At 65.5% G+C, this 15,100-nt stretch carries 16 protein-coding genes; 14 read left to right on the top strand and 2 right to left on the bottom strand.

The genetic code is table 11. The annotated features are described in order from the left end of the window. Nucleotides 1-50: 50 nt before the first annotated feature. The 10 genes from AAC071_RS03485 to AAC071_RS03440 all read left to right on the top strand — a co-directional run bounded on the left by AAC071_RS03485 (nt 51) and on the right by AAC071_RS03440 (nt 8,503). The gene (locus AAC071_RS03485) at nt 51-1,766 is read left to right on the top strand and encodes an acyl-CoA dehydrogenase family protein (protein WP_339830056.1); all 1,716 of its coding nucleotides are present in this window, start codon (nt 51-53) and stop codon (nt 1,764-1,766) included. A gap of 11 nt (nt 1,767-1,777) precedes the next feature. Further along, nucleotides 1,778-1,972 carry a twin transmembrane helix small protein gene (locus AAC071_RS03480; RefSeq protein WP_339830054.1) on the top strand — a complete coding sequence of 65 codons (195 nt, stop codon included), beginning with the start codon at nt 1,778-1,780 and terminating at the stop codon, nt 1,970-1,972. 154 nt (nt 1,973-2,126) lie between these two features. After that, nucleotides 2,127-2,672, top strand: a complete 546-nt coding sequence (locus tag AAC071_RS03475) for an acyloxyacyl hydrolase (protein WP_339830052.1) — start codon at nt 2,127-2,129, stop codon at nt 2,670-2,672. A gap of 114 nt (nt 2,673-2,786) precedes the next feature. Beyond that, nucleotides 2,787-3,683, top strand: a complete 897-nt coding sequence (locus AAC071_RS03470; protein ID WP_339830050.1) for a haloalkane dehalogenase — start codon at nt 2,787-2,789, stop codon at nt 3,681-3,683. A 73-nt stretch (nt 3,684-3,756) separates the two neighbouring features. Continuing rightward, complete coding sequence (locus AAC071_RS03465; RefSeq protein WP_339830048.1) at nt 3,757-4,266, top strand: cytochrome b/b6 domain-containing protein; 510 nt, start codon at nt 3,757-3,759, stop codon at nt 4,264-4,266. Between the two features lie 10 nt (nt 4,267-4,276). After that, nucleotides 4,277-4,867 (top strand): cob(I)yrinic acid a,c-diamide adenosyltransferase, encoded by a 591-nt coding sequence (locus tag AAC071_RS03460; protein WP_339830046.1) that lies wholly within the window; start codon nt 4,277-4,279, stop codon nt 4,865-4,867. A 245-nt stretch (nt 4,868-5,112) separates the two neighbouring features. Then, on the top strand, nt 5,113-5,862 hold the full coding sequence (locus AAC071_RS03455) for an electron transfer flavoprotein subunit beta/FixA family protein (protein WP_339830044.1): 750 nt from the start codon (nt 5,113-5,115) through the stop codon (nt 5,860-5,862). Beyond that, complete coding sequence (locus tag AAC071_RS03450; RefSeq protein WP_339830042.1) at nt 5,859-6,800, top strand: FAD-binding protein; 942 nt, start codon at nt 5,859-5,861, stop codon at nt 6,798-6,800. The genes AAC071_RS03455 and AAC071_RS03450 overlap by 4 nt, the downstream gene beginning before the upstream one ends. Nucleotides 6,801-6,971: 171 nt before the next feature. Continuing rightward, nucleotides 6,972-7,847: a 3-hydroxybutyryl-CoA dehydrogenase gene (locus AAC071_RS03445; protein WP_339830040.1), complete on the top strand. Its 876-nt coding sequence runs from the start codon at nt 6,972-6,974 to the stop codon at nt 7,845-7,847. Between the two features lie 107 nt (nt 7,848-7,954). Beyond that, nucleotides 7,955-8,503, top strand: a complete 549-nt coding sequence (locus AAC071_RS03440) for a PAS domain-containing protein (RefSeq protein WP_339830038.1) — start codon at nt 7,955-7,957, stop codon at nt 8,501-8,503. Nucleotides 8,504-8,549: 46 nt separating this feature from the next. On the opposite strand, the gene AAC071_RS03435 is transcribed toward AAC071_RS03440, so the two are convergent. Continuing rightward, nucleotides 8,550-9,167, bottom strand: a complete 618-nt coding sequence (locus AAC071_RS03435) for a TlpA disulfide reductase family protein (RefSeq protein ID WP_339830036.1) — start codon at nt 9,165-9,167, stop codon at nt 8,550-8,552. A 52-nt stretch (nt 9,168-9,219) separates the two neighbouring features. Between AAC071_RS03435 and argH the strand changes: the two genes are divergently transcribed. The 4 genes from argH to AAC071_RS03415 are packed head-to-tail and all read left to right on the top strand — an operon-like array spanning nt 9,220 to nt 14,721. Next, nucleotides 9,220-10,629, top strand: a complete 1,410-nt coding sequence (gene argH, locus AAC071_RS03430; protein ID WP_339830034.1) for an argininosuccinate lyase — start codon at nt 9,220-9,222, stop codon at nt 10,627-10,629. A gap of 2 nt (nt 10,630-10,631) precedes the next feature. After that, entirely contained in the window at nt 10,632-10,844 is a 213-nt protein-coding gene (locus tag AAC071_RS03425) for a lipoprotein (protein WP_339830032.1), read from the top strand. A 10-nt stretch (nt 10,845-10,854) separates the two neighbouring features. Beyond that, entirely contained in the window at nt 10,855-12,123 is a 1,269-nt protein-coding gene (gene lysA, locus AAC071_RS03420) for a diaminopimelate decarboxylase (protein WP_339830030.1), read from the top strand. 51 nt (nt 12,124-12,174) lie between these two features. Next, entirely contained in the window at nt 12,175-14,721 is a 2,547-nt protein-coding gene (locus AAC071_RS03415) for a TIGR02302 family protein (RefSeq protein ID WP_339830029.1), read from the top strand. Here the strand turns inward: AAC071_RS03415 and AAC071_RS03410 are convergent. After that, nucleotides 14,718-15,098: a response regulator gene (locus AAC071_RS03410; RefSeq protein ID WP_339830027.1), complete on the bottom strand. Its 381-nt coding sequence runs from the start codon at nt 15,096-15,098 to the stop codon at nt 14,718-14,720. The genes AAC071_RS03415 and AAC071_RS03410 overlap by 4 nt on opposite strands. Nucleotides 15,099-15,100 lie beyond the last annotated feature (2 nt).

Here is a 15,100-nt window from a genome sequence, read left to right as displayed (position 1 = left end):
CCCGCCGCTTCCCGCCCTTTTTACACAGTCATCAAAGACGAGTGCACCCCATGTCCCCTGCCGAAAGCGCCGCCGCCAAGCCCGCCGTCCCCGCCGCCGACCGCTCCGGGGCGCTGCTGGCCGACCTGCTGACGCTGACGGCGCAGGCGGTCGAGGCCGCCGATACGCTGCTGGCGAAGGCGCGGGCCGCGGTCTTCGCGACGGTGGCCACAGACGGCAAGGTCTCGGCCGCCGCCATCGAGCGCGAGCAGTTCGCCGTGCATGGCTTTGCCTGGGCCGCGACCTATGTGGAAGCGCTGCGCCAGATGGCGGCCTATGCGGCGCGCATGACCGAGGAAGGGCGCTTCGGCGAATTCGAGGCGCTGATCGTGCAGGCGGCGTTCGGCGAATATCTCAGCCAGTTTGCCGGCGGCATTCCGATGAGCCAGGGCGAGATCGTGCGGCCGCAGGATCTGGGCCTGACGGAAGAGCATGTCGCCGCCTTCCGCGCCGCTCCGGCCGTGCAGCGGCTGACATCGGCCGGCTTCACGGCGGCGGTGCGGGCGCGGCTGGCCGAACTGATCGCCGCCCATGCCGGCGCGGCGACCTATGGCGATGCCGGGCTCGAGGAAACCTACGAGGCGATCCGCGAACAGATGCGCCGCTTCGCCGATGCCGAAGTGCTGCCGCATGCGCATGAATGGCACTTGAAGGACGACTACATTCCGATGCCGGTGGTCGAACAGATGGCCGAACTCGGCGTCTTCGGCCTGACGATCCCCGAGGCCTATGGCGGCCTCGGTCTCGGCAAGGAATCGATGTGCGTCGTTTCCGAAGAACTGTCGCGCGGCTATATCGGCGTCGGTTCGCTGGGCACGCGCTCGGAAATCGCCGCCGAACTGATTCTCGGCGGCGGCACGAAAGAGCAGAAGGACAAATGGCTGCCGAAGATCGCAAGCGGCGAGATCCTGCCGACGGCGGTCTTCACCGAACCCAATACCGGCTCCGACCTGGCGAGCCTCAAGACGCGTGGAAAGCGCGAGGGCGACGTCTACAAGGTCAACGGCAACAAGACCTGGATCACCCATGCGGCGCGGGCCGATGTGATGACGCTGCTCTGCCGCACCAATGACCAGCCGGGCTACAAGGGCCTGTCGATGCTGCTGGCCGAAAAGCCGCGCGGCGACGACGACGAACCCTTTCCGGCCAAGGGCATGTCGGGCGGCGAGATCGAGGTGCTGGGCTATCGCGGCATGAAGGAATTCGAGATCGGCTTCGACGATTTCGAGGTCAAGGCCGAGAACCTGCTGGGCGGCGAGGAAGGCCAGGGCTTCAAGCAATTGATGCAGACCTTCGAAAGCGCCCGCATCCAGACCGCCGCACGCGCCGTCGGCGTGGCGCAATCGGCACTGGAGCTGGGGCTTCGCTACGCGCAGGACCGGATCCAGTTCGGCAAGCCGATCTACGATTTCCCGCGCGTCAACGGCAAGCTGGTGACCATGGCCGTCGAGATCATGGTGGCGCGCCAGCTGACTTATTTCGCGGCGCGCGAAAAGGATGGCGGCAGGCGCTGCGACCTCGAAGCGGGCATGGCCAAACTGCTGGCCGCGCGCATCGCCTGGGCGGCGGCCGACAATGCGCTGCAGATCCATGGCGGCAACGGTTTCGCACTGGAATATCCGGTCAGCCGCGTGCTCTGCGATGCCCGCATTCTCAACATTTTCGAAGGCGCGGCCGAAATCCAGGCCCAGGTGATTGCCCGCCGCCTGCTCGAAGGCGGCAATTGAGGACTGAAGAGATGGCTGAATTCGTCGTAACCTGGCTGGCGCCGCTGGCGCTTCTGGCCGTGCTGGCCGTGCTGCTGGCCGGGCTCTGGAACATGATGCGCGGCGGCTCCGCGAATCGCTCGCAGACGCTGATGCGCTGGCGCGTCGGCCTGCAGTTCCTGGCCGTCATCGTCATCATGGCCGGGCTCTATCTGGTCAATCTCTGAGCCATACGTCGGGACGTTAACCAAAAATCGGGCTTTCGCGGTCACACTCGGGCGCATTCACACCCGACGGTCAAAAGTTCGTTCTCATGCCGGAACGCGGCGCTGTAACATCGCGGCACCATCCGGGGGATTCTTAAAGCAGGGGGTTCAAAAAGTGACTCGCAACAAAAGCCTGATCGCCGCCATGGCCGCGATCGCTCTCGTCTCGGTCCAGGCACCGGCCGCGGCCGAAGGCCTGATCAGCGAAATGCGCATTGGCGTGATGGATCACGATTCGAGCATCTTCCACAATTCGCATGAGACGACCGATCCCGACATCAATCTCGAGATCCGCTTCGCCTCGCCCGACTTTCTGGCCTGGGCCTTCGCGCCGCGGCCGCTGATCGGCGGCACCATCAACACCGGCAACGGCACCAGCTTCGGCTATGCCGGTCTCGGCTGGACCTTCGACCTGACCGATGCCTTCTTCGTCGATTTCACGCTCGGCGGCGCCGTGCATGACGGCGAGACCGACCGCGCCACCGCCACCAGCAAGAATTTCGGCTGCCGGGCGCAGTTCCATGAAAGCGCCTCGCTGGGCTATCGCTTCGACAAGTCGCACGCGTTGATGCTGTCGGTGGAGCACATGTCGAATGGCGGCCTCTGCGACGACAATGAAGGCCTGACCAATACCGGCATCCGCTACGCCTACAGCTTCTGACCGCAGACAAATCCCCGGAAACGTACGAAAAGGGCGCCGCAAGGCGCCCTTTTTGGCGTTTGGGGCGCGGGCCCGGCGGGCGTATCATGATCGTTTTCCGGCAGAGGCTCCCCCATGACCGACCAGCCGATCTCCGCCGCCGAGCACCCGAAGAAATCGCTGACGATTTCGGGACGCGCCATGACCTATGTCGAAATGGGCACGGGCGATCCGATCGTCTTCCTGCACGGCAATCCGACTTCCTCCTATCTCTGGCGCAATGTGATGCCGCATCTGCGGACCCAGGGCCGCTGCATCGCGCCCGACCTGATCGGCATGGGCGACAGCGACAAGCTCGAACCCTCGAGCGCCGAGCGCTACACCTTCCGCGAGCATCGCCGCTTTCTCGAAGCCTTTCTCGACGCGGCCGGCGCGACGCGCAACGTGACGCTGGTGGTCCATGACTGGGGCTCGGCGCTGGGCTTCGACTGGGCCAACCGCAACCGCGCGGCGGTGGAAGGCATCGCCTATATGGAAGGGATTGTCCGCCCGCTGGCCTGGCATGAATGGAACGAGGCCGCGCGCGGCATATTCGAGGCCTTCCGCTCGGATGCCGGCGAGGAGATGATTCTCGAAAACAATCTCTTCATCGAACGGGTGCTGCCGGGCTCGATCCTGCGCCGGCTGACCGACGAGGAGATGGCGGTCTATCGCCGGCCCTTCCGCGAACCGGGCGAAGGCCGCCGGCCGACCCTGACCTGGCCGCGCCAGATTCCGCTCGACGGCCAGCCGGCCGACGTGACGGAGCTCGTCGCCGATTACGCGCAATGGATGGCCGCCAACGATCTGCCCAAGCTCTTCGTCAATGCCGATCCCGGCGCCATCCTGATCGGCGCGCAGCGCGAATTCTGCCGCAGCTGGAAGAACCAGACCGAGGTGACCGTCAAGGGCAGCCATTTCATCCAGGAAGACAGCCCGCACGAGATCGGCGCCGCCATCGCGCAATGGCGCCGGGGCTGGAAGACGGTCTGAGCCGCGGCGGGGCTTGATCGGCAGCGCCTGCCGGGCGAGGCTGTACCCCGATCGGGAACAAGGGGAGGCTTCCATGGCGCAGGGCGAAACTTTCAGCGGCGGTTCCAAGGCATTTCACTGGGTTGCCGCGGTGCTGGTGCTGCTGATGCTTTATGGCGGCTTCAACATCGCCCGCGAAACCGCGACCTGGCATTTCGGCTTCGGCCTGATCGTGCTGGTGGTGATGGTGTTCTGGCTCGGCTGGCGGATGGGCCATGCGCGGCCGGCCCTGCCGGCGATGCCGCGCTGGCAGGAGATCACGGCCAAATCGACCCATCACCTGCTGATGCTCTGCGTGACGCTGCAGCCGGTCTTCGGCCTGATGATGGTGACGACCTCGAAGCGCGAACCGGTCGCTTTCGGCACCATTCCGCTGAAGATCGCGCAGAACGACACGATCAACGGGATCGGCCATGTCCTGCATGGCATCAATGGCCGCCTGCTGCTGGCGCTGGTGCTGCTTCACATCGGCGCGGCGCTCTATCACCACTTCGTCCTGAAGGACAATGTGCTGAAGCGGATTCTGCCCTTCGCGAAAGGCTGACGGACACCTGATGGTCACGCTGAACAGGATCTATACCCGCACCGGCGACAAGGGTACGACGGCGCTGGCAAACGGCGAGCGCGTGCCCAAGCATGCGCTCCGCATCGAAAGCTACGGCACCGTCGACGAGACCAATTCGGCGATCGGCGTCGCCCGCCTCCATACCGGCGGCATGGCGGCGCTCGATGCGATGCTGGCCCGCATCCAGAACGACCTGTTCGATCTCGGCGCCGATCTCGCGACCCCCGACCGCGGCGAGAAGCTCGATTACGAGCCCTTGCGCATCGTCGAGGCCCAGGTGACCCGGCTCGAGGCCGAGATCGACGAACTGAACGGCGCCCTCGAGCCGCTGCGCTCCTTCGTGCTGCCGGCCGGCACCCCGGCCGCCGCCCATCTGCATCTTGCGCGCACCGTCTGCCGCCGCGCCGAGCGGCTGGTGGCGGCGCTGGCCGAGAACCCCGAGGAGCGGGTCGGCGGACCGGCGCTGCATTATCTGAACCGGCTCTCGGACTTCCTTTTCGTGGCCGCCCGCTGGGTCAACAAGGGCCCGGACGGCAAGGGACCGGGCGACGTGCTCTGGACCCCCGGCGCCAGCCGCTGAAGGGCCCGGAACGCGCCTTCCGGTCGCGTTGACAGGAGGGGGCGGGGCCACTAGGTTGCCGCACCGCAACAGCAGCTTATGTCGCTTTTCGCAGGCAGGCGGAATTTCCTCAGGGAAACAGCCATTTCGCGGACCGCCCGCCGCGCCGAAAGACCTACACCAAGACCGGCGCCAGGGTTCCGAGGGGCCGGGGTCACACCCCCGGATTTCCGACGCCCCCGGCAACGCGCAGGGAGTTCGCCTCAATGAAAATCCTCGTCCCGATCAAGCGAGTGGTCGATTACAACGTCAAGATCCGCGTCAAGTCGGATCAGAGCGGTGTCGATCTCGCCAACGTCAAGATGTCGATGAACCCGTTCGACGAAATCGCCGTCGAAGAAGCGGTGCGTCTGAAGGAAGCCGGCAAGGCGACCGAAGTGATCGCGGTTTCGATCGGCGCGCAGCAGACGACCGAAACCATCCGCACCGCGCTCGCCATGGGCGCCGACCGGGGCATTCTGGTCAAGACCGACGAGACGGTCGAGCCGCTCAACGTCGCCAAGATCCTGAAGGGCGTCGCCGAACAGGAAAAGCCGGACCTGATCATTCTCGGCAAGCAGGCGATCGACGACGATTGCAACCAGACCGGCCAGATGCTGGCCGCCCTTCTGGGCTGGCCGCAGGGCACCTTCGCCTCGAAGGTCGAACTGGAAGGCGACAAGCTGAAGCTGACGCGCGAGATCGATGGCGGGCTGCAGACGCTGATGCTCAACATGCCGGCGGTGGTGACCACCGACCTGCGCCTCAACGAGCCGCGCTACGCCTCGCTGCCCAACATCATGAAGGCCAAGAAGAAGCCGATCGACGAAAAGGCGCCCTCGGATTACGGCGTCGACGTCAAGGCCCGCCTCGAAGTGCTGAAAGTGACCGAGCCGCCGCAGCGCCAGGCCGGCATCAAGGTCGAATCGGTTGAACAGCTTGTATCGAAGCTCAAGGAAGCGGGAGTGATCGGATGACCACGCTTGTTATTGCAGACCACAACAACAAGGCGCTGAACGACGCCACCGCGAAAACCGTGACGGCCGCCTCGAAACTCGGCGGCGACGTTCATGTGCTGGTGATCGGCCAGGATTGCGGCGCCGCCGGCGAAGCGGCCGCCAAGCTCGACGGCGTCAAGAAGGTGCTGGTCGCCGACGATGCGCTCTATGCGCATCCGGTTGCCGAACCGCTGGCCGCGCTGGTGGTGAAGCTCGCCGCCGACTACGACGCGATCGTGACCGCCGCCACCACCGTCGGCAAGAACTTCATGCCGCGCGTGGCCGCGCTGCTCGACGTCGCGCAGATCTCGGAAATCACCGCCGTCAACGGCGCCGACACCTTCGAGCGTCCGATCTATGCCGGCAACGCGATCCAGACCGTCAAGTCGACCGATGCCAAGAAGGTCATCACGGTGCGCACCACCGCCTTCCCGGCGGCCGGCCAGGGCGGTTCGGCCGCGGTCGAGAAGATCGCCGCCGGCGACAATCCGGGCCTCTCCGAATTCGTCGAGGAGAAGCTGACGAAGTCGGACCGTCCGGAGCTGACCTCGGCCAAGATCATCATCTCGGGCGGCCGCGGCATGCAGAATGGCGAGAACTTCGCCATGCTCGAAACCATTGCCGACAAGCTGGGCGCCGCCGTCGGCGCCTCGCGCGCGGCCGTCGATGCCGGCTTCGTGCCCAACGACTACCAGGTCGGCCAGACCGGCAAGGTCGTGGCGCCGGAGCTCTATATCGCGGTCGGCATCTCGGGTGCGATCCAGCATCTGGCCGGCATGAAGGATTCGAAGATCATCGTCGCCATCAACAAGGACGAGGAGGCGCCGATCTTCCAGGTCGCCGATTACGGCCTCGTCGCCGATCTCTTCAAGGCGGTGCCGGAACTGGAAGCCGAGCTGACCAAGGCCGGTCTCTGAAACGATCCCCGGGCCCCTGCCGGGGCCCCGCAGATCCGGAAACGGCGCCGCCTCGAAAGGGCCGGCGCCGTTTTTCATTTTCGGCCCGTTATCGGGCGCACAAGGCCGAAATCTTTGCTAGGTTTGTCGCGTGAGGCCTGTGTTGCGGCCGCGCCAATCGGGATGAGTGAGATGAAAATTCGCAAGGTAGGCGTGATCGGCGCCGGCCAGATGGGCAACGGGATCGCGCATGTCTGCGCGCTGGCCAATTACGACGTGCTGCTTTTCGACGTTTCGAAGGAACGCATCGAGGCGGGTCTGGCCACCATCGACGGCAACATGACGCGGCAGGTCGGCAGCGGACGCATCACCGAAGCCCAGCGCGACGCCGCGCTGGCACGCATCACGGCCGCAAGTTCGATGGAAAGTTTCGACGACACCGATATCGTGATCGAGTCCGCGATCGAAAATGAAGCGGTCAAGCGCAAGATATTCGCCGATCTCTGCCCGCATCTGCGCGAAGACGCATTGATCGCAACCAATACCTCGTCGATCTCGATCACGCGCCTGGCCGCCTCGACCGACCGGCCCGAACGGTTCATGGGACTCCATTTCATGAATCCGGTTCCGGTGATGGAACTGGTCGAACTGGTGCGCGGCATCGCGACCGACGACCCGACTTTCGAGATCGTGCGCGACTTCGCCGAAACGCTGGGCAAGAAGATCGCCCATGCGGAGGATTATCCGGCCTTCATCGTCAACCGTATCCTGCTGCCGATGATCAACGAGGCGGTCTACACGCTTTACGAAGGCGTCGGCTCGGTCGAAAGCATCGACAAGGCAATGCGGCTGGGCGCCAATCATCCGATGGGCCCGTTGCAGCTGGCCGACTTCATCGGCCTCGACACCTGTCTGTCGATCATGCAGGTGCTTTATGACGGGCTGGCGGATTCGAAATACCGGCCCTGCCCGCTGCTGGTCAAATATGTCGAGGCCGGCTGGCTCGGCCGCAAGACCCAGCGCGGTTTCTACGATTATCGCGGCGAAAAGCCCGTTCCCACCCGCTAGGACCCCATCCGCCCGGGCACCGTCCTGTTCCGGCACAGCGCCCTTGCCGACACTTCGTTAACCGCCGCGTGTCACAATTCTCCGAAAAGCCGCGGAGGAACGGAGACATGGGCGGAATTGCGGAAGGCAGCTTCGGCGGCGGCGAGCGGGCGCGGCGCATGACCGACGAGCCGCAGTTCATCGACGCGCCGGAACATCCGCCCGTGATCGAATTCTTCAACTACATCGAAAGCAAGCGCGGCAACCGCGAAATGGTCGACCGCGCCGATATATCGCCGGCCGACCTTCTGCGCTTCCTGCCCAACATGATCATTGCCGAGGCGGTGGATGGCGGCGAAGACTTCCGTACACGGCTCTTCGGCACGGCGCTGGTCGAGCTGCTGGGCGAGGAGAGAACCGGAAAGCTGCTGTCGGAATTCGCCGAGGAAAACACGATCCCGACCGATCCCAAGGCCGTCCAGACGCGCTGGCTCCACATCACCCGCAAGGCCTTTTTCGGCCGCAAGCCGATCTTTCTCAGGGTGCCTTTCGCCGCGTCGAACCGGCTTTACCTCGTCGGGCACACGATCTCGGTTCCTCTCACCGCCGGCGGCAGCGAACCGGCACAGGTCATGGGCGCCATGTTCGTCACCCGCGCCGACATCCAGCCGGCCTGACCCCGCACCACAGGCACATCATCACGGCCATCCGCCACCCGGACGATCAGGGTGCCGAAATATCGAGCGCCGCTGCAATCAGCGCCACGGCATCCGCGCTGTCCCAATGAGCGGGACCGACCAGCCGCCCGATTTCGCGACCGTCGGGTGCGATCAGCAGCGTCGTCGGCAATCCGAAGGCCCTGAGCGTCACATTGGCCCGGGCCGTCGGGTCGATATAGAAGCCGAGATGATCGATGCCGTTTTCGGCAAGGAAGCGCCGGGCGAGATCGTGACCCCGGTGATCGACGCTGAGCGCGACGACCTCGAAACGCTCGCTCCCCATCGCCTTCTGAAGCCGGTCGAGCGCCGGCATCTCCTCCCGGCAGGGGCCGCACCAGGTCGCCCAGAGATTGAGCAGGATCAGGCGGCCCTCGAAGGCCGCCAGCGTCAGCGTCTCACCCTCGTCGCCCTCGAACACGACAGACGGGACCGCCGCAGGCGTGGCCAGGGCCCGGAAATTGGCCATGTCGCCCACCGCCAGCGCCTCGAGCGCCGAGGGGGCCGGCGCGCCGGCCCGGTCCTCCGGGTTGCCGCCCCCCTGTGCGATCAAGTATACCGCCCCGACGATCAAAAGGGCGGCGGCCGCCAGAATGGCGATAGACTTCGTTCCGACCTGAAACATGGACAATCCGCTTCCTCTCCCGTTCCGACAAGCGGCCGTCCGGAGAATGACGATGAGCAACAAGATGTGGGGCGGCCGCTTCGGCGCCGGCCCCGACCGGATCATGGAGGAAATCAACGCCTCCATCGGCTTCGACAAGCGCTTTTTCGCCCAGGACATTGCGGGCTCGAAGGCGCATGCGGCCATGTTGGCCGAAACCGGGATTATCTCAAGAGCGGATGCCGACAAAATCGTCGCAGGGCTCGACGCGGTGCTGGCCGAGATCGAGGCGGGGCGTTTCGAATTCAAGCGTGAACTCGAAGACATCCACATGAATGTCGAGGCGCGACTGGCCGAGCTGATCGGCGCGGTTGCCGGCCGGCTGCACACCGCGCGCTCGCGCAACGACCAGGTGGCGACCGACTTCAAGCTCTATATCCGCGACACGATCGATCATCTGGACGGGCAGTTGCGGGAATTCCAGCTGGCGCTGGTCGGCAAGGCGGAGAGCCATGCGGCAACGATCATGCCCGGCTTCACGCATCTGCAGACCGCGCAGCCGGTGACCTTCGGCCATCATTGCCTGGCCTATGTCGAAATGGCGGCCCGCGACCGCGGACGGCTGGCGGATGCAAGACGGCGGCTCAACGAATGTCCGCTGGGCGCGGCAGCACTCGCCGGCACGTCGTTTCCGATCGATCGCGAAACGACCGCCGCCACGCTCGGCTTCGATGCCCCCACGCGCAATTCGCTCGACAGCGTGTCGGATCGCGACTTCGTGCTCGAGACTTTGTCGGCAGCCGCCATCTGCGCGACGCATCTTTCGCGGCTGGCCGAGGAAATCGTCATCTGGTCGACGCCGGGCTTCGACTTCGTGCGTCTGCCCGACAGCTTCACGACCGGTTCCTCGATCATGCCGCAGAAGCGCAATCCCGACGCGGCGGAGCTCGTGCGCGCCAAGACCGGGCGCGTCGTCGGCGCATTGACGACACTCCTGATCGTGATGAAGGGGTTGCCGCTCGCCTATTCGAAGGACATGCAGGAAGACAAGGAAGCGGCATTCGACGCGCTCGATGCGCTGTCGCTGTCGCTCGCCGCGATGACCGGCATGGTCGAAACGCTCGCCGTCAACGAGGAGGCGATGCGTGGAGCCGCGTCGCGCGGCTTTTCGACCGCGACCGATCTGGCCGACTGGCTGGTCCGGACACTTGGCTTGCCGTTCCGGGAGGCGCATCATGCGACGGGCGCGCTGGTGGCCAGGGCCGAGAAGAAGGGTGTCGATCTCGACGGGCTGACGCTCGACGAAATGCGCGAGGTGGAGTCGGGTATCACCGATGAGGTATATTCGGTTCTGGGCGTCGACAATTCGGTGGCAAGCCGCACGAGCTTCGGCGGCACGGCACCCGACAATGTGCGGGCCGCGGCCGCATATTGGCGCGCCGCGCTCGATCGCGAGGAACCGGGAAAGGGACGGGGAAGATGATCATGCGAAACCTGCCGGCCGCCATGCTTGGCATCTTCCTGATGGCCGCCCTTGCCGGTTGCGGCAAGAAGGGCCCGCTTGAACCGCCGGCCGGCGCAACGCCCGCACCAGCCCCCGAGACAAGCGCGATCAGCGAGGAAGATCTGCCGATCGACTTCCGCCCGCTGCCGGACGGCATGGGTGCAACGCGCACGACGCGCGGAAGCGACGACTGATTGCGGCATCATGCATCATTTTGACTATCGCGACGGCGTCATGCATGCCGAGGATATACCGATCCCCGATATCGCGGCCGCGATCGGTACGCCCTTCTATTGCTATTCGAGCGCCACGCTCGAGCGCCACTACACCGTCTTCGCTGCCGCGTTTCGCGACCAGCCGGCGCGCATCTGCTATTCGGTCAAGGCCAATTCCAATCTCGCCGTTATCGCAACTCTGGCCCGTCTCGGCGCCGGCGCCGACGTGGTGTCGGAAGGCGAGTTGCGGCGCGCGCTCGCTGCCGGCGTGACCCCGGACAAGATCGTGTTCTCCGGCGTCGGCAAGACCGAGGGCGAGATGACCTTTGCCCTTGAAGCGGGCATCGACCAGTTCAACGTCGAATCCGAACCCGAACTCGAACTGCTGGCGGCACTCGCCGATGCCCGCGGCCTCGTTGCCCGCGTTGCCCTTCGCGTCAACCCCGACATCGATGCCGGAACTCACGAAAAGATCGCAACCGGCAAGGCGGAGAACAAGTTCGGGATTTCCTGGAAAAGGGCCCCGTCCGTCTATGCGCGGGCGCGGGCGCTGAAGAGCATCGACGCCAGCGGCATCGACGTTCATATTGGCAGCCAGCTGACCTCGCTGGAACCCTTCGCGGCCGCCTTCGAACGCGTTGCCCGCATGGTTGAGGCGCTGCGCGCCGAAGGCCATGAGATCCGCCATATCGACCTGGGCGGCGGCCTTGGCATTCCCTATCGCGGCGACAACGACGTGCCGCCGCATCCGGACGAATATGCGGCGATGGTGAAGCGCAGCATCGGCCATCTCGGCTGCAATCTGACATTCGAACCCGGCCGCCTGATTGCCGGCAATGCCGGCATTCTGGTGTCGCGCGTCATCTACGAAAAGCGCGGCGACGACCGAGCCTTCCTCATTCTCGACGCGGCCATGAACGATCTCATACGCCCCACCCTGTATGACGCCTTTCATGAGATCCGCCCCGTGACGCTGCCGTCCGACGGCACGCAGCGCATTGTCTACGACGTCGTGGGCCCGGTTTGCGAAACCGGCGACTTCTTCGCCAAGGGACGGGAACTGCCGCATCTGAAGAGCGGCGATCTCGTGGCCATCATGTCGGCCGGCGCTTACGGGGCCGTGCAGGCCTCCACCTACAATACACGTCCCCTGGTTCCGGAAGTCATGGTGCGCGGCGGCGAGTTTGCCGAGGTGCGGGCACGCCCCAGTTATGACGCAATCCTGAAACAGGATATGATCCCCAGTTGGCTCGATTGACGGCGTCGTCGGCCGTGCAGACCTGACCGACGGCAAAAAGGGCGGAAGGCTTTGACCGGCCCCGAACGAAACGAACATGATCGGAGCGAGACACGCGCCGCACGGCTGCCGCCGCGCATCGAACGGCGCGTGCATATCGCCCGTGTGCTGATCGCCTGGCAGGTTTTCTGGACCGCTCTCTGGCCGACGGCCGCGCTTGCCGGCATTTTTGTCGTCCTGTCGCTGTTCGACGTCTTTGCCCTTTTGCCGCTGCCGCTTCACTGGGCCATTCTGGCTGGCTTCGGCGCGCTGCTGGTCTGGGCCTTGTGGTGCGGCTTTCGCGGCTTCAGGTGGCCGACCCGGGCCGACGCCTTTCGGCATCTCGAAAAGACCTCCGGTCTGACCCATTCGCCGCTCTCGGCCTATGAGGATGTCGCGGCGGAGTCGACCGGCGACCCGGCCTTGTGGACGGCGCATCGGCACTGGGTGATCGGCCGGTTGCGCAAGCTCCGCCTCGGCCTGCCGCAATCGGCACTGGCCACACGCGACCCGCGCGCGCTGCGCGCCGCCGTGCTGCTGCTGCTGGTGGTCGCCGTCGTCGGCACGGGCCCCGGCCGCATCGATCGCATCGCCGCCGCCCTGCTGCCGGGTACCGGCACGGCGACACAGGCTAGCATCGAGGCATGGATCACCCCGCCCGCCTATACCGCCAGGCCGCCTGTCTATCTCGATCGCCGCGGCGACGAAACGCCCGCAACGCAGGTTGCGATCGATGCGCCGCAGGGCAGCATGCTGTCATTGCGCGTTCACGGCCTGCGGAACGCGCCGGTTCTTGAAAGCCACGACGGCAGCTCAAGGGAAAAACCCGAGGCGCTGAATACGCTCAGCGAAGGCAACCATGCCATCGACGTTGTCCTGACCGAGACGACCGACCTCGCATTGACCGAGGGCGGCCGCATGATCCGCAACTGGCATGTCGAGGTGACGCCGGATGCCGCGCCACAGATCGAGTGGGGCGAACCGATGGCGCAATCGGCATCCGGTGCGCTGCGCTTCGTCTACAAGGTATCCGACGATTACGGCGTTGCCGGCGCCGAGGCACGCATCGAACTCGACCTCGACGCCAATGCCGATTCCGAAGACGCCCGGCCGGCCGCCGAGCCCCGGGTGACGGCACCGCATGTCCAGCTGCCCTTGACCACCTTGCGCCCGCGCGAGGCGGAGGGCGAAACCTATATGGACCTGACGCCGCATCCCTGGGCCGGACTGCCCGTGACGATCACGCTTGCAGCGCGCGACGACGCCGGACAGGAAGGCCTGGCCGCGCCGGTCGAGACGCATCTGCCGGCCCGCACATTCGTCGACCCGCTGGCAAGCGCCATCATCGAGCAGCGCCGTCGGCTTGCACTCGACCCCCGCGCTGGAGCGAGCGTTGCGCGCTTTATCGACAATTTCACCCAGGATGCCGATCGCTATATCGAGGACACGGTCGTCTATCTCGCGCTGCGCGCCGCCTATTGGCGGTTGACGGAAGCGCGGCGCGACGCCGATCTGACAGGCATTTTCGACCTTCTCTGGTCGGTCGCCCTGCGGCTCGAGAACGGCGATCTTTCGCTGGCCGAACGCGACCTGCGCGAGGCGCAGAAGGCATTGGCCGACGCGCTGAGCCAGGGTGCGAGCGAAAGCGAAATCGCACGCTTGATGTCGGAGCTGAAGGATGCTTTCAACCGCTACATGGACGCCCTGACGGCCGAACAGGGACCGATGCCCGACATGCCCGAATTCAGCGATGCCTTCTCGGATGCACAGACGGTCGAACGACGGCAACTTGAGGAAATGCTCAACGCCATCGGAGAACTCGCGCAAAGCGGCGCGCGCGATCAGGCGCAGGCCATGCTTCAGCAGCTCCAGGCGATCCTCGAAAATCTGCAGATGCCCGGACAGACCGGGCCGATGGGTCCGGGCGAAGCGGCCATGGCGCAGGCCATCGACCAGATGGGCGAGATGATCGCCAGGCAGCGCGACCTGATGGACCAGACTTTCAGCGCCATGCAGCACGGCACGGAAGAGCATGGCGGCGAGGGCGAGACGCCCGGCGCCGGCCTGCCGGGCCCGGTGCCGCAGGAAAGCGGGGAGGGATCGGCCCCATCGCTCGAGGCACTGGCCGATGCACAACAGAGGTTGCGCGACGAGCTGGGCGAGATTCTGCGGCGGCTGGGCGAAGGCGGTGCCGAGATTCCGGCAGCGCTCGGCAATGCCGAACGGTCGATGCAGGATGCCGAGGAGCGGCTGGGCGACGGCCGCGCCGACCGCGCCACAGGCGCGCAGGGACAGGCGATCGACGAAATGCGCGCCGGCGCACAAGCCATGGCCGACCAGTTGATGCAGGGAATGGCGGGACGACAGGAGGGCCGGGGACGCGGCCAGTCGCGTACCGATCCATTCGGACGGCCGATGCCGCAGTCGGGACCAAACCAGGGGGCAGACGTCACCGTGCCCGACAAGATCGACATGCAGCGCGCCCGGGAGATCCTCGAGGAACTGCGCCGACGCGCCGGCGAACTCGGACGTTCGCGCATCGAACTCGAATATCTCGATCGCCTGCTGCAGCGCTTCTAGGCGGCGTTGTCCAGGACCGAGGCGACGCGAAGAACCAGCTCGTCAAGCGTGAACGGCTTCAGCAGGATATCGTGGATGATCGCCTCGAGCCCGTGCGCGCGCTCTCGCTGATCGGAATAACCCGTCATCAGCATGATGCGCAGCGCCGGCGCATCGCGCGATGCGGCAAGCGCCAGCGACACACCGTCCATGACCGGCATCAGAATGTCGGTGAGCAGGAGATCATGAGGCCGTCCGTCGGCGCGTGCGCGCGACAGTGCTTCAAGCGCCGCGCTGCCGTCACCGGCACCGTCGACCGCGTGACCGGCCCCCTTGAGCGCACGCATGACGAATGTCCTGACATCCGGCTCGTCTTCAGCGACAAGAATACGGGCCATCG

Origin of the sequence: uncultured Parvibaculum sp. (assembly GCF_963975745.1) — a bacterium.
GTDB lineage: Bacteria > Pseudomonadota > Alphaproteobacteria > Parvibaculales > Parvibaculaceae > Parvibaculum.
The sequence above is the reverse complement of the archived record's forward strand: the minus strand, read 5'-3'. Positions and strand labels throughout refer to the sequence as shown.